Genomic DNA, 25,477 nt, shown 5'->3' with positions numbered 1-25,477 from the left:
ATGAAAAGCTTTTCAGCCTGGCTGCAGGAATGCCCAGTCATCGCCATCCTGCGCGGTGTTCGCCCCGACGAAGTCGTTGAAATCGGCGATGCCCTGTATGATGCGGGTTTTCGTATCATCGAGGTGCCGCTGAACTCGCCCGATCCGATGGACAGCATTGCGGCATTATCGAAGCATTTCGGGGATCGCGCACTCATTGGTGCCGGCACGGTGATCGATCCGGGATGCATCAAGCGGGTGGCCATGTCGGGCGGCCACCTGATTGTTGCCCCGAATGCCAATCCCGACGTGGTGCACAAGGCGAAGATTCTCGACATGGCCGCCGTACCAGGAGTTTTCACGCCCACCGAGGCTTTTGCCATGATTGCCGCAGGCGCCGATGCACTGAAACTGTTTCCTGCCGAGGCGGCCAACCCGATTGTTCTGAAAAGTCTGCGGGCGGTGCTGCCGCCGCGTCTGCCCATCCTGCCGGTCGGCGGTGTGCATCCGGAGGATTTTGCGGCCTGGCAGTCTGCGGGCGCGGCCGGTTTCGGCCTGGGATCCGCCATCTACAAGCCCGGCTTCACGGCCCGCAAGGTGGCCAAGCGCGCCAGGCGCGTAATCGCGGCCTTGGGCGAGATTCAAAGGAATTTCTCGACAATATCGGTGGAAGAGGCCCGGCCGACGCTGTCGTAATGTTGGCGCAGAAAACGGCCAGCCTGCTGACGGCCAAGCTTGAACAGACCCTGCAGGAACTCCCAGTCGACATTGTATTTGCTGGCAGCGCCCAGCTTTGCGAACTGGGTTTCGGCGTCGATGGTATGTATCAGCATGCGTTTCAGCCGCCCGCCATCGTCGAACCCGGATTCGATAAGCCTGGTCACGAAGGCAATGGCGCGCATCTCGCGCACGAGACTTGAATTGAAGCTCAAGGTATTGACGCGGTCGAGAATGGCCTGCGGTGATTTCGGCAGCGAGGGGATGTTCATAGGATTGATCTGAACGATCAGAACGTCGCGGCTGTCGCAGTTGTAGATCAGGGGATAGATCGGCGGATTGCCGATGAAGCCGCCATCCCAGTAATAGCGCTTGCCGATCTTTACCGCCTGGAACAGATGCGGCAGGCAGGCCGAGGCCAGCAAGGCATCAATGGTGACTTCGCGATTGCCGAAAATCTTGATCTTGCCGCTCAGCACGTCGGTGGCACAGACGAACAGCTTCACCGACGTACAGCGATGCAGGGTGTCGCAATCCAGGCTCCGTTCGAGGATTTTGCGCAGCGGATTGTGATTCTTCGGCCCGGTCTGATAGGGCGAAGCGATGCGGCTGCTCAATTCCATCAGGTGATAGCTGGGAGAATAATCAATGCCGCCCAGCTTGAACCAGTGATCGAGCAGGCTGGGGCGGAAGGGGGAAAAGCGGGCAGCTTCAGCCACGCGATGCCAGAAGTCGTGCAACGCCTGTCGTGCTCTGCCCGGTCCGCCCTGCGACAGGCCATCTGCGAGCACGGCGGCATTCATTGCCCCGGCCGAGGTGCCGGAAATGCCTTCGAATTCGAAACAGTCTTCTTCAAGCAGGCGGTCCAGCACACCCCAGGTGAAGGCGCCATGGGTGCCGCCGCCCTGCAGGGCGAGGTTGATGGGCTTGCGTCGGCGCGTCCGCCGCGTGGCGGGCCGGCTTGGCAGTTTGCCTGATTTTGGCGGGAGCGGCATTGGCGGGATGGTTTCGCCCATGTCAGAATGAAGCCATGAGCGACACTATGCAGATTTTCGATCGTGCCGTGAAGCGGCGACATCGTCAGCGTGCGGCGTGGCAGGCTGCGGAATACGATTTCCTTCGCGCCGCAGTGGCCGAGCGTCTGCTCGACAGGCTGGAGGACATCCGCCGCACATTCCCGCTGACGCTGGTGCAGGGTTGTGATGCTGACTGGCTAAAACCGCGACTACAGGGCCGGGGTGGAATAGAAACGCTGGTTTCGATGGATTCGATACCGGGACCGTCTCTGCTGCATGTGGTAGGCGACGAGGAATTCCTGCCCTTTGCCGGGCAGCGGTTCGACCTGGTGATCGCGCTGCTCAATCTGCATTGGGTCAACGACCTGCCCGGCGCTTTGCTGCAGATCCAGCGTGCCTTGAAGCCCGATGGCCTGTTCCTGGGTGCCATGCTGGGCGGTTCGACCCTGAGCGAACTGCGTCAGTCATGGCTGGCCGCAGAATCGGAACTGGAGGGCGGTGCCAGTCCGCGCGTATCCCCGATGGCCGAGACCCTGGACGGTGCTGCTCTGCTGCAGCGCGCCGGTTTTGCCCTGCCGGTCGCCGACAGCGAAGTGATCCGTGTTACCTACGCCGATGCCATCCGACTGATGCGCGACCTGCGCGGCATGGGCGAGGCTAACGCCACATTCACAAGGCGTAAGTCGTTTACCCGCCGCGCCACCCTGTTTCGCATGGCCGATATCTATCAGCAGCGTTTTGCCGACGGCGACGGCCGCATCCGGGCCGGTTTCGAGGTGATAACGCTGACCGGCTGGTCGCCGCATGGCAGCCAGCAAAAGCCCCTTCGGCCGGGCATGGCGGCCAACCGGCTGGCAGCGGCACTCGACACTGTCGAGTATCCCCTGGGCGGCCGGCCCAAAGCCTGATCAGCGGTCCGGTCCGAACACAAGGGTGAGGATGCGGTTCAGCGCCGCGTCGGCGGCCTTGCGCGCGGCCATTTCGTTTTCAGCCTCGGCCAGCCATAACGCGGCCTCGTTCATCGCACCGGTCAGCAGGAAGGTCAGCGCCTCGGCTGAAAGTTGCCGGCCATTCGGCAGTTCGGCCAGGGCCGCCTCGATGCCCTGGCGCAGCGAGCCGCGGCCATAACGGCCATCGATCTCGCGCCAGCGCTGCCACCCGATCACCGAGGGTGCATCCACCAGGAAAATCTGCCGCGCATCCGGTTTGAGGCAGGCATCCAGGAAGGCCGCGCTGCCTGTGATCAGTGCGTCCAGCGGCGATGCGGCCTTGCTTGATGCCGCCTCGATGGCGGCCAGCACCTCGGCCGCTATGCTTTCGACCACCGCTTCGAAAAGCGCCCGCTTGTCGGCGAAGTGGTAGTACAGCGCACCGCGGGTCACTCCGGCCTCGCGCACCACGTCTTCCGTGCCGGTCTCCGCGTAGCCTCGGGCGGCAAACAGCCGGCGCGCCGTGGCCAGCAGGGCGGCTCGCGTCGCGGCGTGTTTTTCAGCCTTGGTCTGCTTTTTCTCTTGCATACATACAGCCTGTATGTTTATATCCATTCCAACCGCCGCCGTCCAGTCCCATCTGCGGCGAATCGTCGATCCAGTCCCAGCCGGACCGGATCATGCAGGAAAGGAGCTCTCCCGTGAAACCGATCAGCTACTACCCGGTCATCTGTACGACCAAAGTCGCCGAAACCGCCGCCTTCTACCGCATGCACTTCGGCTTCGCACCGGCCTTTGAGAGCGACTGGTATGTGCATCTGACCAGCCAGGCCGACGAGCGCGTGAACCTTGCGATCCTCGACCACAGCCATGCCACGATCCCGGAGGGCTTCCGCCGGCCGGTGCAGGGCCTGCTGATCAATTTCGAGGTGGAGGACGTGGATGGCGAATACGAGAAGGCCAAAGCGGCCGGACTGGATATCCGACTCGAGCTCCGCGATGAGGATTTCGGCCAGCGCCACTTCATCCTGGCCGATCCCAACGGCGTGCTGATCGATGTGATCAAGCCGATCCCGCCCTCGGCCGAGTTTGCTGCTCAGTATGATGCTGCGGTGCTGGAGCGGATCGGCGGTTAGCCCAGCAGGTCGCGCAGCATCGCCACCAGCGGAATGTCGGCCGGCGGCATGGGCAGCTCACCCATCTTCACCGGCCGCACCCACTTCATTGCCTGGCCTTCACGCGATTGCGGCTGGCCTGCCCAGCGCCGGCAGACATAGAGCGGCATCAGCAGGTGAAAATCCTCGTAGGCGTGACTGGCGAAGGCAAACGGCGCGAGGCACGCCGCAGAGATGTCGAGATGCAGTTCCTCATGCAACTCGCGGATCAAGGCGGCTTCCGGCGTCTCGTTCGGCTCGACCTTGCCGCCGGGAAATTCCCACATGCCGGCCAGTTTCTTGCCTTCGGGTCGCTGGGTGAGCAGTACGCGGCCGTCGGCATCCACCAGCGCCACGGCTACTACCAGCACCACCGGCTTGGGCGCCAGCAGAGCCGCGGAATCGCCGGGGCAGAGCGGGTCAGCTTCGGTAGTCGGCATTGATGTCGATATAGCCGTGGGTCAGGTCGCAGGTCCATACCCGCGCCTTGCCCTTGCCGACGCCGACATCGACGGCGATCCGCACGTCGCTGCCCTTGAAATGCCGGGTGGCATAGGCATCGTCATGATCCGGCCGGACCATGCCGTTCTTGGTCACCGGCTTGTCGCCAATCTTGATCACCAGCTTGTCGCGATTGGCGGGCTCGGCCGATTTGCCGACGGCCATCACAATACGGCCCCAATTGGCATCGGCGCCGGCGATCGCGGTTTTCACCAGCGGCGAGTTGGCAATCGCGCGGGCGATGACGCGGGCCGAGGCATCGGTCTTGGCGCCGGTCACATCGATGGTCACCAGCTTCTGCGCGCCTTCGCCGTCGCGGGCCACCTGCTGCGCCAGTTCAGCCATCACCCCGGTCAGGGCGCGCCGGAAATCAGCCAGGCGCTTGTTGCCTGCCTTGACGATCGGGGCATTGTCGGCCGCGCCTGTCGCGAACAGCAATACGGTATCCGAGGTGGATGTATCGCCATCCACGGTCAGGCAGTTGAAGCTTTGGTTGTTGGCGTCCTTCAGCAGGGCCTGCAGCGTGGCGGCCGGCAGACCAGCGTCGGTGACAAAGAAGGCCAGCATCGTCGCCATGTCGGGCGCAATCATTCCCGAGCCTTTGCAGAAGCCGTTGATCGTGACTTTCTTGCCGTCGATCTTGCAGCTTGCCGTGGCCAGCTTGGGAAAGGTATCGGTGGTCATGATCGCCTTTGCCGCGGCTGCCCAGGCATCGACCGAAAGGGCTTTCTTCATTTTGGGCAATTGCGCCACGATCTTTTCGGCTGGCAGAATCTGGCCGATCACGCCGGTGGAAGCGAGATAGACTTCGCCGCCCTTGCAGCCCACGGCTTTCGCCGCACCGTCCGTGGTGACCTTCACCGCCCTGGCGCCGGCCTTGCCAGTGAAGACATTGGCGATGCCGGCATTCACCACCAGGGCACGGGCAGTGCCCTTGGGAAGAATCTTGCGGCACCACTCCACCGGCGCGCCGGGCATGGAAGACCGCGTGAAAAGACCTGCCACAGTAGTACCGGCGACAAATTCGATCAGCAGCAGATCGTCGCGGCCCTTATAACGCATGCCCGAATGACCGGTGGCCAGGCGGGCACCGCCCACCGGCGGCAGAGTCGGATAGGTTTGGGGCGCCAGCGGCGAAACCGGATGCGCGGCCATGGTCGTCTCCAGCAGTCTTACTGTTTCTTCGGCGCAGGTGCGATGGCCGGCAGTTTGCCGGCCGGCGGCTGCCAGTCATACTGTTCGATCTTGGCATCCTTGCGCAGGTCGGCAACAGTCTTCTCGACCACCTCATTGCCCATGATCTCGTAGACCTGCCCACGCACATCCTCGAATTTGGGAACCTCGCCCTTGCGGCGGGCCTCCACCTTGATGATGTGCCAGCCGAACTGAGTCTTCACCGGCGTTTCGGTTACCTGGCCGGGCTGCAGCTTGAAGGCAGCCTCGGCGAATTCCGGCACCATCTTGTCCTTGGTGAAAAAGCCAAGATCGCCGCCCGTTGCCGCCGTAGGGCCGGTCGAGCGCTTCTTCGACACTTCGGTGAAATCCGCGCCCTTCTTCACTTCGTCCAGGGCCGCTTTGGCATCGGCCTCGCTAGCCGTCAGGATATGGCGCGCATGTACCTCTTCCTGCGGCGGCTGTGCCTTGATCAGTTCCTCGTATCGCGCCTTCAGTTTCGGCTCGGTCAGCTCGGTTTTGAGTTTGCGGTCCAGATAGGCCTGCTGCAGCACCTGTTCGCGGGCATTCTGCAGCTGCACCTTCACCGCCGGATCGTCAGCCAGCTTGGCCTTCTCGGCGGCCATGCCCAGCAGCTTGCGTGCGGCCAGCTCGTTGATCAGGCCAGGCAGGAGCTGCTCGATGGGGATCTGGTTCATCGGCGCCGGAAGCTGGCTGTAGAACTCCAGCACGGCCGAGCGGGTGATCGGCTGGCCGTTCACCCGTGCCACCACCGGATCGTCGCCGGCCGTCTTGGCCGGCTGGGCCTGAACGAGGGAGCTGCCAGCCGTAACCAGGGCGGCAGCAAGCAGGAAGGTGCGGAAGGAACGGATCACGGATAGCTCGCTTAAAACATGGATCGGGGCGCCGAGCATACGCTTTTTGCCGGTACGGACAAGGTGCCGGACTTTCGCATAAAGCTGGAATTATGCGCTTTTCGCGGCAATCGCGGCCAGTTCCTGCCGCAGGTCGGCGATCAGGGTCCTGCTTACCGCCAGATTGGCAGCCTCGCGGTCGAGCACCAGCTTGAAGGCTTTCAGCTTCAGCGCCATGCGATCCACCAGGTCATCCCGGTCGCGACCCAGGGCTGAGTCGCAAACGATGTCGATCAGCCGGTCGATGGCATGCAGCCGACCCCAGAGATAGTCATTCTCGCGATGCGCCCGGCTGAAGAATCCGCCAAACCGCCCGAGGTTGACGCCCTTCAGCGTATTGCCGCGCCGGATCGCCACGGCATCTTCCGGGCTGATGCGGTCGATCTTGATCTCGTTGAACTCGCCCAGGTCGCGCCAGTTGGTGATGGTGAAGGTCAGCACGTCCCAGAAGGGGAAGCCGATATAGCTGACCAGCAGGTCACGCCGCGCCGCCGAACTCCAGTCCTCCGGCGAAAGCTGGGCGAAGAGGGCATCCAGGCCGTCGGTAGTGCGGTCAAGGTCGATATCGCGGCCAAGGGAGTCAACGACGGCATCGATGGCCGTCAAATTGCTGCTGGCGAAGGCTATGGCGTCCTGTTCGATATGTTCGGCCTGCTTGAGATCGATGCGCCGGAAGAACAGCGTCTTGATCTGGTCCTTCGTCTGGGCAGCCATCCCGTTGCCATCATCAAAGCGACGCAGGGTTTCCTGGGCTTCGTAAAGTGCCCGTTTCATGCCATCCAGCCGTTCGGCCTGCAGGCCGCGATGCTCGGGCTCGCCCAGTTTTCCGTAAAGCTGGTTCAGGCGCTGGACCAGGAAGCGCACGCGTCGCTGACGGAAGGAGACATCGAAACGCAGCAGGAAGCGAACCCAGGCCGGCAGCGCATGGGGCGGTGTGCCGGGCGGCGCGCGTTCAAAACGGACAGCCGTATGGCAGACCTGACGGTCCTGCGCCCAGTGGAGCAGGGCACGGCGGGCCCACTGGGCCTCGGCCGAGCGTTCGCCATAACCGCAGGCGCTGCAGACCAGCTTGCCGACAAAATCGAGTACGGCACCCAGTTTCAGCCGCACATAACCTTCATAGGCAAAGCCGGCCTCCCGCACGGCGCGCTCGCTGGCCTGCAGGCGCCAGAGCCGGATTTCGCCTTCGCTCAGTGGGGCATCCAGGTTCTGCGGCGCGCTCTCGGCGACCAGTTGGGCGATCTGCGGCTGGGTGGCATCGATCACGCCGCGCAGATGCCGAACGCGTTCGTTGAAGCGGCTGACCCAGATCAGTTCATCGGCGATCGGTTCGTTGCGGGGGATGTCGCTGAGCGATCCCTTAAGTACGCGGAAAAAGCCGGGCACGCGGCCTGTGGGCGGCGGCGGCGGGCGCATCGGCTGCGGATCGATATAGACCAGGCGCCGGTCAACCTCGCGATAGGCCGGGCGCCCCCGGATTGCTTTCATGGCAGCGGCAAAAGGCTTGTTGGCCAGTACGCCGCCATCGACGAAAGATGTGAGTTCCGGATCGAGGCCGGCTTTCAGATAGTCGGCGAAGTTGCGTTGGATGAAGCCGAATTTGGTGGTCCACTCTCGCCCCTGTTCCGTCAGCAGGCGTTCGACATCGCCCAACTGGGCCGGCGGGAAAGCGCCGGGGAAGGCCGAAGTGGCGCGGCCTGCAAAGGCCAGGCCTGGCGCCTCGCCGCGGGCGAAATCGGAATGTTCCTCGCCGCTGGACCAGCGCCGGTAGGCAAAGCGCAGAACATGGCGGTGCTCGCGGTCGCGCACGAAGGGAGGGTCGTGAATCGGGATATGCTGCAGGAAGCCATAGAAGTCGGTCAGGGTCACGAACAGGTCGAGCGCCAGGTTAGTCGGCATCAGCGAAGCGCCCGGATGATCGGGATCGCCCATGGCTTCCAGCCCAGCAAGAAGCTGGCGCAGCAGATGCTGGCCGTCGAATGGCGGCTGGAACCAGCGGGAGCGGGTGAACAGAGACAGCTTGTCGAGTATTTCCGCATCACCCAGCATCAGTCGGCCGAACCGCGATCGCGATGCGAGCCACAGAACCGGCCGCATATAGGCCTTGCTCCAGGGAGTGGCGCGTTTCTCCGGATCGAGCAGGCGTGAGACATCGGCCTCATTGAGCCAGAGATTGCGGAAATGGTCGATGCGCAGGTCATGGGCCAGCGCACGGCCGAGGATGATGCCGTTGATTCCGCCGGCCGATGCGCCGGCGATTACGTCGACCACGACTCGCAGATCGACATGTTTGCCCAATTCCTGAAGCAATTCGAAGTAGGCATGCTCGCTGTCGTATTCGGTATCGCCGGGGCGGATATTGTCGGCAAAGCGCCCCGTGGCCCGGGCCTCACCCTTTGGCAATACATGGTAGGCTCGCGAAGCCCGCACGAGTTTGAGGATCTCCTTCACCACGCCATGCATATAGATGGCGAGCGAGACGCCGCCGAAGCAGACCAGGGCGAGGCGTAGTTCCTTTTCCTGCACGTGGATGTTTCCCCCGGTGGCCGTCAGATCGAATCGGCCTGCTCAAGTGTGCCTTGGGCAGGCGTGCGGCTCAAGCGGCAGTTGTATGCAGCAGGGCTTCTGCGGTCTGCTCCAGGCAGGCATCGCCTTCAGGCATCAGGCCGGCGAAATTCGGCCAGGCATGGGGCAGGCCATGCCAGAGTTTAAGGTTAACCTGTACTTTTGCCGTGCGGGCCAGTTCGGCCAAACGCAGGCTGTCGTCGCGCAGCAACTCGCTGTCGCTGACATGCAGGTGCAATGGCGGCAGGCCTGACAACTCGCCATATAGTGGCGAGACCAGCGGGTCGGCTTTTGGCGTCTTGCCTGCATACAGGTCGGCCGCGAAATGAATCTGCCTTGGCAGGAACCAGGCGCAGCGGTCGACATTATCCTCCATCGCCGCGCCGCTGCCGGTCAGATCGGTCCAGGGCGAGAAGAGGGCCGCGGCGGCCGGCTGCGGCAGGCCTTCACGCTTGCAAGCCAGCATCAGCGCAAGCGCCAGCCCGCCGCCGGCGGAATCGCCTGCCAGCCAGATGCGGTCGGGCCGGTACCCTTCGGCCATGAGCCAGCGCCAGGCCCGCAGGGCATCTTCCAGCGCGGCGGGGAAGGGATGTTCGGGTGCCAGCCGATAATCCAGGGCAAAGACCGCAACCTCCAGCCGCTTGGCTAGGCGCGCCGTAATGGCGCGGTGCGTGCGTGGTGCGCCGCAGATATAGCCGCCGCCATGCAGGTAGAGCAGGGCGCGGCCGCGACGCACCTTGTCAGGCCTCAGCCATTCTCCGCGCAGCCAGTCGCCATCCCGCATATGCTTCACGCGTTCGGCCTTCACCCCCGCCGGCAGCCGGGCGCGGGTGAAGGCGAACATCAGTCCACGCAGCAGGGGAATATCCGCACGGCTGACCTTGCGCGGCTTGATAAGCTGCCTCAGGCCGCGGGCGATCAGCCGTGCCTGCAGGCTGGGCGTGTCCTGCAGATGGGCCGGATGACGGCCTTTCACGGTGCGGCGGCGCAGCATGCTACGACCTTAGCCAGCCACACGGGCCGCCACAACCTTGCGTAAAGCGGCGCGACGCCTTGCCGGCCCGGTCCGGGCGTCGTAAACCGGACCGGTCATGACACAGCTTTCCCACACTGCCGCGGCCATCGCGGTCGACCGTGCCGGCCACGAACTGCGCCGCGGCCGGCCGGTGCTGCTTGTCATGGCCGACGGCGAACGCATCCTGGTCCTGGCCGCTGAAACCCTGACCGAGGCCATGCTGGCCCAGGCGATGCAGCTTTCGCAAAATGGCACGCTGGCGCTTACGGCCTCGCGTGCCGCGGTATTGCATATCGGCCCTACCGGAGACGACACCATCCTGCTGCCGGTGGCCGAACTGCCGGCGACCGATGCCGAGAGGGCAACACTGATCCGCGATCTTGCCGATGCCAGCCGCGACCTGTCCGCCCCCCTGCGCGGCCCCTTCACGCGCATCAAGGCGGCGGCGCCGGAAAGTGCCCGGCTGGCGGTGAAGCTGGCCAAGACGGCGTACCTGCTGCCGGCGGCCATCCATGTGCCGCTGGCAAGGGATGCCGCCGTACCGGACGGACTGCAGTCGGTTTCGGGTGCGGCTGTTGCGGCTTATGATCTGGCCGAGGCGGAAACCCTGATGCCGGTCAGCCAGGCGCGGCTGCCGGTCGCCGATGCCGAGAATGCGCGGCTCTATGCCTTCCGCCCGGCCGATGGCAGGCAGGAGCATTTCGCCCTGGTGATCGGCGATCCCGATCCGACAAAGCCGGTGCTGGCGCGGCTGCATTCGGAGTGTTTCACCGGCGACCTGCTCGGTTCGCTGCGCTGCGATTGCGGCGAGCAGCTACGCGGCGCCATCCGCACCATCAACGAGGCCGGCGGCGGCGTGCTGCTGTATCTGGCCCAGGAGGGCCGCGGCATCGGTCTGGTCAACAAGCTGCGCGCCTATCAGTTGCAGGATCAGGGCTTCGACACCATCGAAGCCAACCAGCGCATCGGTTTCGATGCCGACGAGCGCTGGTTCCTGCCGGCCGCCCGCATGTTGCAGCGGCTGGGCTTCACCACTGTGCGGCTGCTGACCAACAATCCGGAGAAGGTGAAGGGGCTGGAGGCCTGCGGCATTGCAGTGGCCGAGCGGGTGCCGCACAAGTTTCCCTCCAATGCCCATAACGAGGCCTACCTGGCTGCAAAGCGCAAACGCTCAGGGCATTATCTCTAGGTTGTCGCCACACCGTCATTCCTGGGGCAGGTGTGGCCCCGGCTGATCGATCCGCAGCAGCAATCTGCGTTGGCCGCGGCGCAGGATCGGCGCGGAGCGATGGACGATGCCATTGCCATCATTGCCGGGATAGCGTTCGCCTTTCAGTATGCCGATAGCCCCGGCCGGCATGTGCTGGATACGGCCGGCATCGCGCAGAATGGCGCCGTTGTCGCCGCGCCCCAGTGCCTCGCGGACGACATTGGCATTGTCCAGCCATTCAGTACCAGGACCAGCATAGGTGCATAACAGGCGCAGGCCAACGTTATCGACATGGAAATAGCGACAGGCATCGGTGCGCAAGACGGACAGGTCGATATGTGCGCGTTCGCATTCAGCCAGTTGAAAGAATACCTGCGCTGCATGGATGACATCGCTGGTCAATGGCGCGAGGCGGGTTTCGCATCCCCAGCCGGCTGCGGCCATCGCCTGTCGGATAACGCCATCGACGGTGTTGCTGTCGACATACAGGCGCAGGCCGTTATCGTGTCTGTTCGCGATGTCTGCGCATAACCTGGCGAGGGCTGAATCCTGGGGCCGGTGCCAGATCGCAAGGTTGATGCCGGAGCGCCGGATTTCGTCCAGCACGCTGGCATGGATGCCGGTCAGTGCGTGATGTTGCAGTGCTTGGGTCATGCCTGTTCCGCTGCCACGGTCTGATCGCTCCACCGCGGGAAGGGATCGGCGAATGCGCGCCAGGCTTCCGGTCCGCCTGTCATTTCAGCCTCTGTCAGAAGGCAGGCGTCAAAACCTGCTGTCAGGGCCGTGCGATCCATCCCTGCACCGATCAGCACGATTTCCTGGCGGCGGTCGCCAAAGGGCTCCTGCCAGACCTGTTTGATGCCGGCCTGCCAGTCGGGATGATCCGGCCAATGCGGCTTGGGGATCGCTGCCCACCACAGGCCTGCCTTTTCGTGTCGCGTAACGGCGCCGGCCTGCGACCAGGAGCCCACGAAGGCCATTCGGCTGGCGAGCCAGAAAAAGCCTTTCGAGCGCCACACATTCGGCCATTCCTGATTCAGCCAGGCCATCAGTCGTTGTGGATGGAAAGGGCGCCGTGCGCGGTAGACGAAGCTGCGGATGCTGTATTCCTCGGTCTCCGGCAGGTTGTGGCCCAGCAGGGCCTGCTGCCAGCCGGGCAGGGCCTGGGTGCGTTCGGGATTGTAGCGACCGGTATCCAGAACCTGGCTGAGCGGAATTCGACCAAACTCGGCACGCAGGATGATCGCATGCGGGTTGAAGGTGCGGATCAGGCCTTCCAGGAAGCCGATTTCCTGAGGCGCGACCAGGTCCGTCTTGTTCAGGATGATGGTGTCGGCGCATTCCATCTGCTCGACCAGCAGGTCGACCACGGTGCGCGTGTCTTCTTCGCCCAGGGATTCGCCGCGGTCGCGCAGGAAATCCGTCGATCCGTAATCGCGCAGGAAATTATAGGCATCGACCACCGTCACCATCGTGTCGAGCCGCGCGATGTCGCTGAGGCTGAAACCATGCTCGTCGCGGAAATCGAAAGTGGCAGCCACGGGCATTGGTTCGGCAATGCCCGTCGATTCGATCAGCAGGAAATCAAAGCGGCCCTCGCCAGCCAGCCGGCGAACTTCCTGCAGCAAGTCGTCGCGCAGCGTGCAGCAGATGCAACCGTTCGACATCTCGACGAGCTGCTCTTCGGTTCGGCTCAGACCCGCATTGCCGTCGCGGACGAGGGCGGCATCGATATTCACCTCGCTCATGTCGTTGACGATGACAGCGACACGCTTGCCTTCCCGGTTTCCCAGGATGTGGTTCAGCAGGGTGGTCTTGCCGGCGCCGAGGAAACCGGACAGCAACGTGACGGGGAGGCGATGATTCGAATGAGACATTTAGATATGTTATAATATAACAATTTGGGTGGGCAAGATGTGGCCATCCCTCCTCGGCAGATTTTGCCGAAGCTTTGGGCTATTCGATATAAGCATATGAATAAAATAAGTAATTTTCTGGCACATGGCTTGCGAAGCCCTCCGTGAAAGGATCCGCATGTCCGACGATCTCGCCATAGCCTCGCTCCCGTCTTCCGGGATGCAGCCCAAGCCGCCGGCCCAGCAGGCCGAGGCTGCGGGCAATGGCGATGCACGCGAACGGCGCGGCATGTTTGGCCCGGGCGGTTTCAAATTCTCCGACCTTCTCGACATCATCAATCCGCTCCAGCACATCCCGGTCGTTTCCACCGTCTATCGCGCGATCACCGGCGACCAGATCGAGGCCGGTTCGCGCATGGCCGGCGGCGCATTGTTCGGCGGGCCGATCGGCCTGGCGTTATCGGTCGTCAGCGCCATGGTCAATGAAAGCACGGGCAAAGACCCGGGCGAGCATGCCATGGCCATGCTGGGGCTTGATCTGGATGGCAAGGCAAAACCGGCCGTGGCTGTCGCAGATGCCGCTGCACAGCAGCAGGCCGCCCAGCAACAGGCCGCGCTTGTTCAAGGGCAGATGCAGGCCGCACGGCCCGACCTGAAGCTTGCCGCCCGGATCGATGAGACGCGCAGCGAACGTCGCATGGCCGAGCAAGGCCGGCCCACGGAAGCCAGGTCCGCCATCGAATTGCCCAGCGATCTCTTCCAGGCCCTCAAGCAGCAGGCTTCGGCGCAGGGCGCTACGGCGGAGCCGGCCATGGAAGCGATCATGGCGGCTCAGGCCCGCAACCCGATGGCTGTGGCGCGAGGGCGTGCACAGCCGGCTGCGTTGTCCAATATCGCCAGCCCCGAGACAACGGCCGATGGCCGAGCTTGGTTCCCGGCCTTTCCCGGCAATGCCCCCGCAGCGAGCCGGGCCGCGGGCACCTCGCCGGTTACGCAGCAGAATGTTGCCGCGAAATACGGTGCCAAGGTTTCGCCCGATCAACTGCATACATCGGCCCCGTCGGCGAATGACTGGGCGCTGCGCGCTGCCGAAGCCTATCAGAAGTATTTCGACATGCAGCAGCAGCGTGATCGCCAGGGCGGCCAGCAGCCTGCGCTGGATGCCAGCTACTAAGGCTTGCATAAAACGCCGCTTTGCCGCCTGATCCCGGCATGAGCGATATCATCGTCACGTCCAACGGAATCCTAAGGCATGGCGGATTGCGGTTCCGCTGCGCGCTGGGCAAAGGCGGCTGTAAGCCTGAGGCCGACAAGCGCGAGGGCGACGGCGCCACGCCGCTCGGTCGCTATGCTCTGCGTCAGGTTTATTATCGTGTCGATCGCCTCGCCGCACCCGATACGCGCCTGCCGTTGCAGGCGCTGACGCCACAGGATGGCTGGTGCGATGATCCAGGCGACCCCGCTTATAACCGCCACGTCGTTCTGCCTTTTGCCGCCAGCCATGAAAAGCTCTGGCGCGAGGATTCTGTCTATGACGTGATCGTCGTTCTGGGCCATAACGACGATCCGCCAGTGCCCGGAATGGGCAGCGCGATTTTCCTCCATGTGGCGCGGGCCGATTACAGTGGCACCGAAGGCTGTGTGGCGCTGGCTCTGTCCGATCTTCTGGCCCTGCTGGCGGTGTTGCCCCCGAATGCGGCCATGCAGATCGTCAGCGCGGCCTGAGGCCCGCCCGTTGCGCCGCGCGGTCGATGGCCTGCAATACGGCATCGGGGCGCGAAAAATGCAGCGGATGTCCGCCGCCACGCGTCACGATCAGGCCGGCATCGGCAATTTCGCGCGCCAGCCGGCGGCCATGGATGTCGGGCGAGACCGACGGATCGTTTTCATCCACGACGATCTCCACGGGCAGGCGCAGATCCGGATACAGCGGAGCCTGCCGGCGCAAGAAGCCGTCCAGTTGGCGGATGTCTTCGGTATTTGCAGCGTAGCTGACAGGACGCAGGCTCAATGCCAGCGGCGCCTGCGAGAAAGCCGGCGGCACGCTGCCGGGGCGAAAGACCCGTTCGGCGCCAGCATCCTTCAGCAGGTGGCCCACGGGCGTGACCAGGGTATTTCTCACCACCGGGCCCAGAAGCGGGGCATCGGTAATGCCAAAGGGAAGGGTGAGACCGTCACGCCAAGGATGCGAGGCCGGGTTGATCAGGACCACGGCCGCCGTGTCGTTGGGGTATTGCAGGGCGTAGCTGAGCGCCACCGCGCCGCCGAAGGAAAATCCGAGCAGAATGGGGCGCTTGATGCCGAGTGCAATCATCGCGGCATGCAGGGCTTGTGCCTGGCGTTCGGGTGTCGCGGCTTCACCTCGCTCGGAATAGCCGTGACCGGGGCGGTCCACGGCCACGGCATGAAAGCGGCCTTCCACAAGTGGCATCAGGCTGATGGCAAAATCGCCGGCGGCACCATAGGCGCCATGTATCATTACCAAAACCGGCCGGTCGTCGGTTGCATCGCCCCGTTCGATCACATGCTGCTGCAGGCCCCCGGCGGTGATCATCCTGCCAGTGGCAGGGAAATCCGCCTCGGCTTGCCGGGTCAGGTGGGCGGTGGTCGCGCCTAACCCGAAGAGGGCAAACCCGACCAGGATCAGGGCGGTAACCATGGCGATCCTATAATGCTGTTCTTGCCTTCTTACGCACCGTCCGGCCAGCCGGATGACTGCCGCAGGGTAAACATGGCGTGATTGCACAAGACGCGGCGGCTGCCTAATCTGCCCCCATAGAATTCCTGGAGGAAATCATGGCCCTGCCCGCCGTTGTAAAAGGTCGTCTCTCGCTGCCGGTCATCGGCTCGCCGATGTTCATCGTCTCGGGTCCGGAACTCGTGATCGCCCAGTGCAAGGCCGGCATCGTCGGTTCTTTTCCGGCGCTGAATGCACGCCCGGCGGAGTTGCTGGAAGAGTGGCTCAAGCGCATTACGACGGAACTGGACGACTATCGCGCCAAGCATCCAGAAAAGCCGGTGGCGCCCTTCGCCGTCAACCAGATCGTGCATCACTCGAATGATCGCCTGATGCACGACATGGAAGTCTGCGTCAAATACAAGGTGCCCATCGTCATTACCAGCCTGCGTGCGCCGAACGAGGTGGTGCAGGCCGTGCATTCATACGGCGGCATTGTGCTGCATGACGTGATCAACATCCGGCATGCGAAGAAGGCGCTGGAAGCCGGCGTCGACGGCCTGATCCTGGTCTGCGCCGGCGCCGGCGGCCATGCCGGCACGCTCAGCCCATTCGCGCTGGTCTCGGAGATACGCGAATTCTTCGATGGCCCGATTGCACTGTCGGGCTCGATCACCCGGGGCAACCAGGTGCTGGCCGCGCAAGCGATGGGCGCGGATTTCGCCTATATCGGCACGCGGTTCATTGCCACCCAGGAGGCCAATGCGGTGCCGGAATACAAGCAGATGCTGGTGGATACCGCCGCCAACGACATCGTCTATTCCTCGCTGTTCACCGGTGTGCATGGCAACTATCTCAAGCCCAGCATCGCCCAGGCCGGCCTGGATCCCGATAACCTGCCCGAGGCCGACAAGAGCACGATGAGCTTTGGCTCGGGCGGCAGTTCGAAGTCAAAGGCCTGGCGCGACATCTGGGGTGCGGGGCAGGGCGTCGGCTCGATTCATGACGTGCCCACCGTGGCCGATCTGGTTGCCCGCATGAAGCGCGAGTACGACGCAGCCCGGGCCGAACTGCTTGGCTCTGCCGCGGCCCAGGCAGCGGAATAATTGGTCTCAGGACAGGCTGTCAGGCCGTCTCGATTCTTAGACGAGAGTCTTATTCAGCCCCGCTGCGGTCTGGTATAGATCGACAGCCGGAAAATAAGACGGTCGGGAGGAAAAGATGGCGAGTCGCTATGAACAGGTCTTCGCTGCAGCCAAGGCCGACCCCGAAGCTTTCTGGGCCGAGGCGGCCGCTCCGCTGCACTGGTTCCGCAAATGGGACCGGGTCCTGGATGCCACCAATCCGCCCTTCTATCAGTGGTTCGCCGGAGCTGAGACCAATACCTGCTACAATGCGCTTGATCGCCATGTGGAAGCCGGGTGCGGGGATCGTATTGCCCTGATTTACGACTCTCCGGTCACGGGTACGGTCCGCCGCTTCACAACCCGCGAACTGCGCGACAGCGTCGCCCGCGTGGCCGGTGCGCTGACCGCTTTGGGCATTGCCAAGGGCGACCGTGTCATCATCTACATGTCGATGACGCCTGAGGCCGTGCTGGCCATGCTGGCCTGCGCGCGTATCGGCGCAATCCATTCCGTGGTGTTCGGCGGCTTCGCGCCGCGCGAACTTGCCACCCGCATCGACGATGCCAAGCCCAAGCTGATCATCGCCTCTTCCTGCGGCCTGGAACCAGGCCGCGTGGTGGAATACAAGCCACTGCTGGATCAGGCCATCGAGATGGCGGCGCACAAGCCGCAGCATTGCTTGATCCACCAGCGTCCCATGTACACCGCCACGATGATGGCCGGCCGCGACCTGGATTTTGATGCCGAAAGCGACAAAGCCGCCCCTGCCGACTGCGTGCCGGTAAAGGCGACCGATCCGCTGTATGTGCTTTACACCTCGGGCACCACGGGCGTCCCGAAAGGCGTGGTGCGCCAGAATGGTGGTCACATGGTGGCGCTGCACTGGTCGATGCAGAATGTCTACGGGATGAAGCCGGGCGAGGTATTCTGGGCAGCATCCGACGTTGGCTGGGTGGTGGGCCACTCCTACATCGTTTATGCGCCCCTGCTGTTCGGCTGCACCAGCATTCTGTACGAGGGCAAGCCGGTCGGCACGCCCGATGCCGGCGCCTACTGGCGCGTGATCGAACAGCACAAGGTGTCGGTGCTGTTCACCGCGCCGACCGCCTTCCGCGCCATCAAGAAGGAAGATCCGAAAGTCGAACTGATCGGCAAATACGACCTGTCCGATTTCCGCACCCTGTTCCTTGCCGGCGAACGTGCCGATCCCGACACGGTGAAATGGGCAGAAGACAATCTCAAGCGGCCGGTGATCGATCACTGGTGGCAGACGGAAACCGGCTGGCCGGTTGCCTCCAACTGCATGGGGATCGAGCATCTGCCGGTCAAGCATGGTTCGCCCACGCGCATCGTGCCCGGTTATGACGTGCAGGTGCTGGACGATGACGGCCATCCGCTGAAGGCGGGCGATATCGGCAATATCGTGATCAAGCTGCCCCTGCCGCCGGGCTGTCTGCCCACGCTGTGGAACAACGACGAGGGTTTCAGGAAAAGCTACCTTTCGCGCTTCCCGGGCTATTACAACACCGGCGATGCAGGTTTCATTGACGAGGATGGCTATATTTTTATCATGAGCCGTACCGACGACATCATCAATGTCGCGGGCCATCGCCTGTCGACCGGCGGCATGGAGGAGGTGCTGGCTTCGCATCCCGACGTGGCGGAATGCGCCGTCGTCGGCGTGGCCGACCAGTTGAAAGGGCAGGTGCCGCTCGGATTTGTCGTGCTCAAGGCCGGAGTCAGCCGGTCCGAGGACCAGATTGTGCGTGAACTGGTCCAGCTGGTCCGCGAAAAAATTGGCCCGGTTGCCGCCTTCAAGCAGGCGGTTGTTGTGAAACGGTTGCCGAAAACCCGCTCGGGCAAGATACTGCGCGGCACGATGCAGAAAATTGCCGACGCGCAGGACTACCGCATGCCCGCCACCATCGACGATCCCGCCATTCTTGGTGAAATCTCGACGGCGCTGCAGCCGCTCGGCTATGCCAAACCGCATTAGGTCGTGACGGCCCGGCGCCTGCTCGACTGGCTTGCTGCCTTTGCGGTCTATCGCGATCGGCGGGTGCTGGCCATTGCCGTGCTCGGGTTCGCGTCCGGCCTGCCGCTGGCGCTTACGGGCCAGACCCTGCAGGCCTGGCTGACCGAGTCGGGCGCCTCCCTCAAGGATATCGGCCTGTTCGCCCTGGTTGGCGTGCCTTACACGCTGAAATTCCTCTGGGCACCCCTGGTGGACCGTTTGCCGTTGCCGCTACTGACCCGCTGGCTCGGCCGCCGGCGTGGCTGGCTGATTTTTGCGCAAGCCTTGCTGATGGCGGCCATCGCTGCGCTTGCCTTCAGCAACCCAGGCCAGGCCCTGATCTTTACCGCGTTCTGCGCTGTGGCCGTCGCCTTCGCCTCTGCGACACAGGACATTGTGATTGATGCCTGGCGCGTCGAGATCCTGGAAGAGCGTCAGCTAGCCGCCGGCGCCGCCGCCATCGTGTTCGGCTATCGCATCGGCATGCTGGTTTCCTCGGCTGGCGCGTTATACATGGCCACGATATTTGCCTGGCCGCTGGTCTACCTCGCCATGGCCGCTATCCTGGTGATTGGCGCGATCACCGTACTGCTGGCCGGGGAGCCAGCGGCGAAACAACGAGGCGATGCCGAGCGGCGCTTTGCTGAGGCGCAATCCTGGCTGGCGGCCCGGCCGCATCTGTCCGGCATGACTGCCGCGGCGATGGCATGGCTCTATACCAGTGTCGCCGGCCCGTTCCTGCAGTTCATGAGCCGCAAAGGCTGGATCGGAATCCTGCTGTTCGTGATGCTGTTCAAGCTGGGAGACAGCCTCGCCGGCGTGCTGGCGACCAGCTTCTACCTCAATCTCGGCTTCACCAAGTCCGAGATCGCCGAGGTCAGCAAGCTCTATGGCTTCGCCGCAACCATGCTCGGCCTTTTCCTGGGTGGCTGGTTGATGCAGGCGGTGGGACTGTATCGCGCCCTTTGGGTCTGCGGCATCCTCCAGATGGGCTCCAATCTGCTGTTTGCCGTCCTGGCTATGCAGGGGCACGATCTGTGGTTTCTCGCGCTGACCGTCGGCGTGGAGAATCTGGCCAGTGGCATGGGCACGGCGGCGTTGGTCGCTTACCTGTCGGCGCTGTGCGATATCGCCTACACCGCCACGCAATACGCGTTACTTTCATCGCTTACCGCGGTGGCACGCACGGTGCTGTCGTCCTATGCCGGCTTCATGGCCGAATCGCTCGGCTGGCCGCTTTTCTTTGTTGCCACCACAGTGGCGGCGCTGCCCGGCCTTGCCTTGCTTGCCTGGCTCACGCGACGGGGAGCGGCCACGCGAATCGCTGAAAACCGCTCAGGAATCCTTCTCGCCGACGACTGACGATTTCGGGCCGCTGTTTCGGAATGCCCATATATGGGGCAGTGATATGGCCGCGACCCACAAGATATTTTATTGCGGACGCGTTTTAGTATATGTGTCATATATTTGACACCTTTGCGTCACACAGTAACGCCATAGTCGGGTTCATGAACATGCAGCTGCCGCTTTCCGTCTCCACGGTCATTCCTGCCGCCCGTAGCCCGCGCAGCGGCTGGCAATGCGTATCCGCAGATGGCCGTTTCGAGGTGCGCCTGACCCGCAGCCCCGAGGATATCGCGGCGGCGCAGCGCCTGCGGTACCAGGTTTTCTATGAGGAGATGGCTGCCGAGCCATCGCCGGAGATGGCGAAGCTGGGCCTGGATTTCGACCAGTTCGATCGCCTCTGCGACCACCTGATGGTCTTTGACCGTAGCCGGGCGGAAGGCGAACAAGCGGTGGGCACTTATCGCCTGCTGCGCCGCAGCGTTGCCGAAATGCATGGTGGTTTCTATTCGGCCTCGGAATACGACCTCAAGCCGATGCTCGATTATGTCGGCATTGGCGGCGGCCTGCTCGAATTAGGCCGTTCCTGCGTGCATCGCGATTACCGCACCAATGCAACGATCCAACTGTTGTGGCGCGGCATTTCGACCTATGTTTCGGACCACAACATCAGCTTCATGTTCGGCTGTGCCTCGTTCCCGGGCATCAATCCGCAGGATCACGCGCTGGCGCTCAGCTATCTGCACGCCCATCATCTCCCGCCGCAGGAATGGCGCGTACGCGCCCTGCCGGACCGCTATACCGCGATGGACCTGATGCCCGCTGATCAGATCAATCCGCGCGCTGCTGTGCATGCCCTGCCGCCGCTGATCAAAGCCTATCTGCGGTTGGGTGCCTATATCGGCGACGGCGCCGTGGTCGATCACCAGTTCGGCACCACCGACGTCTTCATCCTGCTCCCGGTTGAGCGCATTGCGCCCAAATACCACAACCGCTTCTCGCCCGACGAGGGCCTGGTGCAGACCGAATACCACGCCTGAACGGCAGGCGATCCAGCTTAAGGCCCATCATATCGTGCGGCGCCGGTCATTGTCGGCGCCGCTTTTGTTTGCGTAACATCGTGCCCTGAGGAAACGCCGGATAACCGGATCATTGTCGGGGCGGGCATGAATATTGCGCATTTGCTGCATCGGGCAGCCAGTGTCTGGGGCGAGCGGCCAGCATTGTCGGTCGGCCGCCAGGTGAAGGCGAGCTATGCCGAAATGGGACGCCGCGTGCCCCGGCTGGCTGCCGGCTTGATGGCGGCGGGCAAGCTTAAACCCGGTGACCGGGTTGCCATCGTCATGAAGAACAGCCCCGATTACTGGGAGGTGCTGTTCGCGCTCTGGCATGCCGGCCTGGCTGCCGTGCCGATCAATGCCAAGCTGCATGCCCGTGAGGCGGCCTGGATTATAGATAATGCGCAGGCCAAGCTGGCTGCCGTCTCGGCCACCTTCGCTGAGGACCTCTCCGCCCTGAAAGCGGAAATGCCAGAATTGCAGCGGATTATCGTAGCAGAGGAGGCGGAATTCGCGCACCTGTACACGGCTGAGCCATTGCCGCTGGCAACCGAAATCCGGCCCGACCATCTGGCCTGGCTGTTTTACACCTCGGGCACCACCGGTCGACCCAAAGGCGCGATGCTTACCCATCGCAACCTGATGGTTGCCACGATGAACTATTTTGCCGATGTCGACCGCATCGATCCAACCGATAGCATCATCCACTGTGCCCCGATCAGTCATGGTTCGGGTATGTATGGCCTGCCGCATCTGGCGCGCGGCGCCAACCAGGTGGTCCCGGAATCCGGCGGTTTCGATCCGGCCGAGACGCTGGATCTGATCGCGCATTGGCCCGGCTGCAGCTTCTTCTTCGCCCCCACCATGGTGCATCGTCTGATTCACGCACCGCAGATCGCCACGGCCGATACCTCCAATCTGAAAACCATAATCTATGGCGGCGGGCCAATGTATGTCGCCGATCTGCAGCAGGCGATGGCGGTGCTGGGGCCAAAGCTGGCGCAGATCTATGGCCAGGGCGAGGCGCCGATGACCATCACCGGGATGGACAAGCAGATGCATGTCGATACCGGGCATCCGCGGCATTTGGCCCGGCTGGGGTCGGCCGGGATTGCACGGACCGATGTTGAGGTGCGTGTCGTGGATGCCGAGGACAACCCCCTGCCTGTGGGTGAGATAGGCGAAGTGGTCTGTCGCGGCGAAATCGTCATGGCCGGCTATTGGCGCAACCCCGATGCCACGGCGCAGACGCTGCGCAATGGCTGGCTGCATACCGGCGACATGGGCAGTTTCGATCAGGATGGTTTCCTCACCCTCAAGGATCGTTCAAAGGACATGATCATCTCCGGCGGCAGCAACATCTATCCCCGCGAAGTGGAGGAGGTGCTGCTGCGGCACCCGGATGTCAGCGAGGTTTCGGTGGTGGGCAGGCCGCATGCCGACTGGGGCGAAGAGGTGATTGCCTTTGTGGTGGCGCGGCCAGGCAGCGCTGTGACAGCTGAAAAGCTGGATCGCCTCTGTCTGGACAATATCGCCAGATTCAAGCGGCCGAAACAGTATCGGTTTGTCGAGGCCCTGCCGAAGAACAACTACGGCAAGGTGCTGAAAACCGAACTGCGCTCTCTGCTGCAAAGGGAGGAGTGACGTGTCGGACCTAGTCTATATCACCGAGCATGCACGCAACACGCCTGACAAGCCGGCGGTGATCATGGCCGGCTCCGGCCGGACCAAGACGTTCCAAGAATTGGAGGAGAATTCCAACCGGGCCGCACATCTGTTCCGCAGCCTTGACCTCAGTCCGCGCAGTCATGTGGCGATGGTGATCGAGAACCGGCCGGAATTCTTCGACGCCTGCTTTGGCGCCGACCGTGCCGGCCTGTATTACACGACCATCAGCACCAAACTGATGGCCGAGGAACTGGCCTATATCGTTACGGACTCAGGCTCCACCGTACTCGTCATTACCGATGCCTTCGCATCCATGGCGGCGGACCTGCGCCGGCTTTGCCCGCTGGTGAAGCATTTTCTGATGATCGGCGGTCTGGCGGATGGCTATGTGAGCTGGGAGGCCGCGCTGGATGCCATGCCGGCCACGCCGATACCCGACGAGATGCAGGGTAGAGACATGCTGTATTCCTCGGGCACCACGGGCAAGCCCAAGGGCGTGAAACGGCTGATCAATGGCGACCCGGTCGGAATCCGCAGCTATTTCGTTGATAATGGGTTCAGCCTGTATGGCTATGGCGCAGACATGGTCTATCTCTCGCCTGCGCCGCTCTATCATGCCGCACCGCTGCGCTACTCCATGTTGGTGTCGAAGGTCGGCGGCACGCTGGTGATCATGGAGCATTTCGACGCCGAGGAATCTCTCCGATTGATCGAGCGTTACCGCGTCACGCACTCCAACTGGGTGCCGACCATGTTCGTGCGCATGTTGAAACTGCCGGCGGAAGTGCGGCCGCGCTATGACCTGTCGTCGCATCGCGTCGCCATCCATGGCGCGGGTCCGATCTCGCATGCCACCAAACAGCAGATGATCGACTGGTGGGGGCCAATCCTGCATGAATATTATGCCGCGTCTGAAGGCAACGGCATGACCTACATCACCAGTCAGGAATGGCTGACGCATAAGGGTTCGGTCGGTCGCGCCATCATTGGCAAACTGCACATTGTGGATGACGAGAGCGACGCGGAACTGCCGCCCGGCAAGGCTGGTCTGGTTTATTTCTCCGATGGCCAGCCTTTCGCCTATCACAATGATGAGGCCAAGACGCGACAGGCCTTCAACGACAAGGGCTGGAGCACGCTGGGCGATGTCGGCTATGTCGATGCGGAGGGCTACCTCTATCTGACCGACCGCAAGGCTTTCATGATTATTTCCGGCGGTGTGAACATCTATCCGCAGGAAGCCGAGCATGTGCTGATCGGGCATCCCAAGGTTGCGGACGTGGCGGTGATCGGCGTGCCGAATGAGGATTTTGGCGAAGAGGTAAAGGCGGTGGTGCAGCCGGTGGACATGGCCGATGCCGGCCCGGCGCTGGCGGAAGAACTGCTGGCCTACTGCCGGCAGCATCTGGCCAGCATCAAATGCCCGCGCTCGGTCGATTTCGACCCAGCCTTGCCGCGTCATGCGACAGGCAAGCTATACAAGCGCCTGATCAAGGACCGCTATTGGGGCAATCACACCAGTCGGATCGTCTAAGCCCCAGGTTTTCCTTTCGAGGTGGAATACTCGAAATGGAGCGGTTGGCCGCCATGCAGCAGCGGATAGATCGCATGTGCAGCCACAGCCGCTTCGGCAAAGCCGGTCAGGATCAGTTTCAGTTTGCCGGGATAGGTGGCGATGTCGCCAATGGCGAAGATGCCGGGTTGCGTCGTCTGGCAGGTGGCCGGATCCACCGGCACATGATGGCGCTCGATCTCCAGACCCCATTGCGCGATTGGCCCGAGTTCGCTGCGCAGACCGAAGAAAGCCAGCAATGCATCGGCCGGCAGGCGACGACTCTCTCCCTCCAGCGATTTCACGATCACGGCCTGCAGCCGACCGGTTTCGCCTTCGAGTGAGTCGAGTTGGTAAGGCACCACAATGTCGAGGCCTTGCCCGTTCAGCGCACGCAGCTTGCCTACGCTGTCGGGAGCGGCTCGGAACTGGTCGCGTCGATGTACGAAATCAATATGGGCGGCAATGCCATGCAGCATCAGCGCCCAATCGACAGCGGAATCGCCACCACCAGCAATTACGATGCGTTTGCCCCGATAATCCTCGGCGCGGCGCACCAGATACTGCACGCCGTTGCCCCCAGGCAGGCCTTCATAGGCCTCGATGCCGGGCAGGGGGGGGCGGTTGGGGCCGAAGGCGCCGGCGCCGGCTGCAATGATCACCGCGCGAGCCTCGATGGTGGTGCCCTTGGAAGTGGCGAGCCGGAAACCGGCATTTCCAGCCAAGCGCTCCAGGCGCTCGACCCGCTGGCCAAGATGATAGGCGGGCGCAAAGGGTGCGGCCTGCGCTTCCAGATTCTCGACCAGGCCCGCGCCTGAGATCATCGGAAAGCCCGGAATGTCATAGATCGGTTTTTCCGGATACAGCGCACTGCATTGCCCTCCGATCGCGTCCAGCGCGTCGATCACATGGCATTTCAGGCCGACCATGCCGCATTCGAACACGGCGAACAGGCCGACCGGGCCGGCGCCGATCACGGCAATATCTGTTTTGAAGGTCATCGCGGGC

General features: G+C 63.0%; 23 protein-coding genes. 12 read left to right on the top strand and 11 right to left on the bottom strand.

Translation table 11 applies throughout. The features are described from left to right. Nucleotides 1-675: a 2-dehydro-3-deoxy-6-phosphogalactonate aldolase gene (locus tag ACK4FK_RS15410; RefSeq protein WP_409746049.1), complete on the top strand. Its 675-nt coding sequence runs from the start codon at nt 1-3 to the stop codon at nt 673-675. Here ACK4FK_RS15410 and ACK4FK_RS15405 read toward each other — a convergent pair. Next, complete coding sequence (locus tag ACK4FK_RS15405; protein ID WP_409746047.1) at nt 621-1,691, bottom strand: patatin-like phospholipase family protein; 1,071 nt, start codon at nt 1,689-1,691, stop codon at nt 621-623. The two genes, ACK4FK_RS15410 and ACK4FK_RS15405, sit on opposite strands and share 55 nt — an antisense overlap. A 35-nt stretch (nt 1,692-1,726) precedes the next feature. Between ACK4FK_RS15405 and ACK4FK_RS15400 the strand changes: the two genes are divergently transcribed. After that, nucleotides 1,727-2,620 carry a methyltransferase domain-containing protein gene (locus ACK4FK_RS15400; RefSeq protein WP_409746045.1) on the top strand — a complete coding sequence of 298 codons (894 nt, stop codon included), beginning with the start codon at nt 1,727-1,729 and terminating at the stop codon, nt 2,618-2,620. On the opposite strand, the gene ACK4FK_RS15395 is transcribed toward ACK4FK_RS15400, so the two are convergent. Next, complete coding sequence (locus ACK4FK_RS15395; RefSeq protein WP_409746043.1) at nt 2,621-3,229, bottom strand: TetR/AcrR family transcriptional regulator; 609 nt, start codon at nt 3,227-3,229, stop codon at nt 2,621-2,623. A gap of 113 nt (nt 3,230-3,342) precedes the next feature. Between ACK4FK_RS15395 and ACK4FK_RS15390 the strand changes: the two genes are divergently transcribed. Further along, entirely contained in the window at nt 3,343-3,777 is a 435-nt protein-coding gene (locus ACK4FK_RS15390; RefSeq protein ID WP_409746041.1) for a VOC family protein, read from the top strand. On the opposite strand, the gene ACK4FK_RS15385 is transcribed toward ACK4FK_RS15390, so the two are convergent. From ACK4FK_RS15385 to ACK4FK_RS15365, 5 genes are all read right to left on the bottom strand, one after another. Beyond that, on the bottom strand, nt 3,774-4,235 hold the full coding sequence (locus tag ACK4FK_RS15385) for a (deoxy)nucleoside triphosphate pyrophosphohydrolase (RefSeq protein ID WP_409746039.1): 462 nt from the start codon (nt 4,233-4,235) through the stop codon (nt 3,774-3,776). The genes ACK4FK_RS15390 and ACK4FK_RS15385 overlap by 4 nt on opposite strands. Continuing rightward, complete coding sequence (argJ, locus tag ACK4FK_RS15380) at nt 4,216-5,451, bottom strand: bifunctional glutamate N-acetyltransferase/amino-acid acetyltransferase ArgJ (protein ID WP_409746037.1); 1,236 nt, start codon at nt 5,449-5,451, stop codon at nt 4,216-4,218. The genes ACK4FK_RS15385 and argJ overlap by 20 nt, the downstream gene beginning before the upstream one ends. A gap of 17 nt (nt 5,452-5,468) precedes the next feature. Continuing rightward, nucleotides 5,469-6,344: a peptidylprolyl isomerase gene (locus ACK4FK_RS15375; protein ID WP_409746035.1), complete on the bottom strand. Its 876-nt coding sequence runs from the start codon at nt 6,342-6,344 to the stop codon at nt 5,469-5,471. A 90-nt stretch (nt 6,345-6,434) separates the two neighbouring features. Further along, nucleotides 6,435-8,909, bottom strand: coding sequence for a patatin-like protein (locus tag ACK4FK_RS15370; protein WP_409746033.1), 2,475 nt, complete (start codon nt 8,907-8,909; stop codon nt 6,435-6,437). Between the two features lie 70 nt (nt 8,910-8,979). Then, the gene (locus ACK4FK_RS15365) at nt 8,980-9,942 is read right to left on the bottom strand and encodes an alpha/beta hydrolase (protein ID WP_409746031.1); all 963 of its coding nucleotides are present in this window, start codon (nt 9,940-9,942) and stop codon (nt 8,980-8,982) included. A 97-nt stretch (nt 9,943-10,039) separates the two neighbouring features. Between ACK4FK_RS15365 and ribA the strand changes: the two genes are divergently transcribed. After that, on the top strand, nt 10,040-11,152 hold the full coding sequence (ribA, locus tag ACK4FK_RS15360; RefSeq protein WP_409746029.1) for a GTP cyclohydrolase II: 1,113 nt from the start codon (nt 10,040-10,042) through the stop codon (nt 11,150-11,152). Between the two features lie 15 nt (nt 11,153-11,167). Here the strand turns inward: ribA and ACK4FK_RS15355 are convergent, their stop codons facing one another. Both ACK4FK_RS15355 and zigA read right to left on the bottom strand, forming a co-directional pair. Next, entirely contained in the window at nt 11,168-11,779 is a 612-nt protein-coding gene (locus ACK4FK_RS15355; protein WP_409746027.1) for a DUF1826 domain-containing protein, read from the bottom strand. Nucleotides 11,780-11,823: 44 nt separating this feature from the next. Then, a complete protein-coding gene (zigA, locus tag ACK4FK_RS15350; RefSeq protein ID WP_409746025.1) occupies nt 11,824-13,050 on the bottom strand; it encodes a zinc metallochaperone GTPase ZigA in 1,227 nt (408 codons plus the stop codon). Between the two features lie 157 nt (nt 13,051-13,207). Here zigA and ACK4FK_RS15345 point away from each other — a divergent pair, with 157 nt between their 5' ends. Beyond that, nucleotides 13,208-14,203 carry a hypothetical protein gene (locus ACK4FK_RS15345; protein WP_409746023.1) on the top strand — a complete coding sequence of 332 codons (996 nt, stop codon included), beginning with the start codon at nt 13,208-13,210 and terminating at the stop codon, nt 14,201-14,203. 38 nt (nt 14,204-14,241) lie between these two features. Next, the gene (locus ACK4FK_RS15340; RefSeq protein WP_409746021.1) at nt 14,242-14,754 is read left to right on the top strand and encodes a L,D-transpeptidase; all 513 of its coding nucleotides are present in this window, start codon (nt 14,242-14,244) and stop codon (nt 14,752-14,754) included. Here ACK4FK_RS15340 and ACK4FK_RS15335 read toward each other — a convergent pair. After that, nucleotides 14,741-15,688 carry an alpha/beta fold hydrolase gene (locus ACK4FK_RS15335; RefSeq protein WP_409746019.1) on the bottom strand — a complete coding sequence of 316 codons (948 nt, stop codon included), beginning with the start codon at nt 15,686-15,688 and terminating at the stop codon, nt 14,741-14,743. The genes ACK4FK_RS15340 and ACK4FK_RS15335 overlap by 14 nt on opposite strands. A 137-nt stretch (nt 15,689-15,825) precedes the next feature. On the opposite strand from ACK4FK_RS15335, the gene ACK4FK_RS15330 reads away from it, so the two are divergent. The 6 genes from ACK4FK_RS15330 to ACK4FK_RS15305 all read left to right on the top strand — a co-directional run bounded on the left by ACK4FK_RS15330 (nt 15,826) and on the right by ACK4FK_RS15305 (nt 24,451). Next, nucleotides 15,826-16,812 carry an NAD(P)H-dependent flavin oxidoreductase gene (locus tag ACK4FK_RS15330; protein ID WP_409746017.1) on the top strand — a complete coding sequence of 329 codons (987 nt, stop codon included), beginning with the start codon at nt 15,826-15,828 and terminating at the stop codon, nt 16,810-16,812. 115 nt (nt 16,813-16,927) lie between these two features. Beyond that, the gene (locus ACK4FK_RS15325; RefSeq protein ID WP_409746016.1) at nt 16,928-18,829 is read left to right on the top strand and encodes a propionyl-CoA synthetase; all 1,902 of its coding nucleotides are present in this window, start codon (nt 16,928-16,930) and stop codon (nt 18,827-18,829) included. 3 nt (nt 18,830-18,832) lie between these two features. Beyond that, nucleotides 18,833-20,209 carry an AmpG family muropeptide MFS transporter gene (locus ACK4FK_RS15320; protein WP_409746014.1) on the top strand — a complete coding sequence of 459 codons (1,377 nt, stop codon included), beginning with the start codon at nt 18,833-18,835 and terminating at the stop codon, nt 20,207-20,209. Between the two features lie 146 nt (nt 20,210-20,355). After that, a complete protein-coding gene (locus ACK4FK_RS15315) occupies nt 20,356-21,231 on the top strand; it encodes a GNAT family N-acetyltransferase (protein ID WP_409746012.1) in 876 nt (291 codons plus the stop codon). Between the two features lie 126 nt (nt 21,232-21,357). Continuing rightward, nucleotides 21,358-22,893: an acyl-CoA synthetase gene (locus ACK4FK_RS15310; RefSeq protein WP_409746011.1), complete on the top strand. Its 1,536-nt coding sequence runs from the start codon at nt 21,358-21,360 to the stop codon at nt 22,891-22,893. A gap of 1 nt (nt 22,894) precedes the next feature. Further along, entirely contained in the window at nt 22,895-24,451 is a 1,557-nt protein-coding gene (locus ACK4FK_RS15305; protein WP_409746009.1) for an acyl-CoA synthetase, read from the top strand. On the opposite strand, the gene ACK4FK_RS15300 is transcribed toward ACK4FK_RS15305, so the two are convergent. Next, nucleotides 24,448-25,470 (bottom strand): NAD(P)/FAD-dependent oxidoreductase, encoded by a 1,023-nt coding sequence (locus ACK4FK_RS15300; RefSeq protein ID WP_409746007.1) that lies wholly within the window; start codon nt 25,468-25,470, stop codon nt 24,448-24,450. The genes ACK4FK_RS15305 and ACK4FK_RS15300 overlap by 4 nt on opposite strands. Nucleotides 25,471-25,477: the final 7 nt, after the last annotated feature.

Source organism: Ferrovibrio sp., assembly GCF_046297895.1.
In the GTDB taxonomy this organism is placed as follows: domain Bacteria; phylum Pseudomonadota; class Alphaproteobacteria; order Ferrovibrionales; family Ferrovibrionaceae; genus Ferrovibrio.
Note: the sequence above shows the minus strand (reverse complement) of the source record. Positions and strands in the feature narration are given on the sequence as shown.

Coding starts and splice junctions, on each gene's coding strand:
- ACK4FK_RS15405 (WP_409746047.1), bottom strand. CDS start 1,691: ATGCCGCTCCCGCCAAAATCAGGCAAACTGCCAAGCCGGCCCGCCACG.
- ACK4FK_RS15365 (WP_409746031.1), bottom strand. CDS start 9,942: ATGCTGCGCCGCCGCACCGTGAAAGGCCGTCATCCGGCCCATCTGCAG.
- ACK4FK_RS15345 (WP_409746023.1), top strand. CDS start 13,208: ATGTCCGACGATCTCGCCATAGCCTCGCTCCCGTCTTCCGGGATGCAG.
- ACK4FK_RS15335 (WP_409746019.1), bottom strand. CDS start 15,688: ATGGTTACCGCCCTGATCCTGGTCGGGTTTGCCCTCTTCGGGTTAGGC.
- ACK4FK_RS15315 (WP_409746012.1), top strand. CDS start 20,356: ATGAACATGCAGCTGCCGCTTTCCGTCTCCACGGTCATTCCTGCCGCC.
- ACK4FK_RS15385 (WP_409746039.1), bottom strand. CDS start 4,235: ATGCCGACTACCGAAGCTGACCCGCTCTGCCCCGGCGATTCCGCGGCT.
- ACK4FK_RS15400 (WP_409746045.1), top strand. CDS start 1,727: ATGAGCGACACTATGCAGATTTTCGATCGTGCCGTGAAGCGGCGACAT.
- ACK4FK_RS15395 (WP_409746043.1), bottom strand. CDS start 3,229: ATGCAAGAGAAAAAGCAGACCAAGGCTGAAAAACACGCCGCGACGCGA.
- ribA (WP_409746029.1), top strand. CDS start 10,040: ATGACACAGCTTTCCCACACTGCCGCGGCCATCGCGGTCGACCGTGCC.
- ACK4FK_RS15325 (WP_409746016.1), top strand. CDS start 16,928: ATGGCGAGTCGCTATGAACAGGTCTTCGCTGCAGCCAAGGCCGACCCC.
- zigA (WP_409746025.1), bottom strand. CDS start 13,050: ATGTCTCATTCGAATCATCGCCTCCCCGTCACGTTGCTGTCCGGTTTC.
- ACK4FK_RS15300 (WP_409746007.1), bottom strand. CDS start 25,470: ATGACCTTCAAAACAGATATTGCCGTGATCGGCGCCGGCCCGGTCGGC.
- ACK4FK_RS15340 (WP_409746021.1), top strand. CDS start 14,242: ATGAGCGATATCATCGTCACGTCCAACGGAATCCTAAGGCATGGCGGA.
- argJ (WP_409746037.1), bottom strand. CDS start 5,451: ATGGCCGCGCATCCGGTTTCGCCGCTGGCGCCCCAAACCTATCCGACT.
- ACK4FK_RS15330 (WP_409746017.1), top strand. CDS start 15,826: ATGGCCCTGCCCGCCGTTGTAAAAGGTCGTCTCTCGCTGCCGGTCATC.
- ACK4FK_RS15310 (WP_409746011.1), top strand. CDS start 21,358: ATGAATATTGCGCATTTGCTGCATCGGGCAGCCAGTGTCTGGGGCGAG.
- ACK4FK_RS15410 (WP_409746049.1), top strand. CDS start 1: ATGAAAAGCTTTTCAGCCTGGCTGCAGGAATGCCCAGTCATCGCCATC.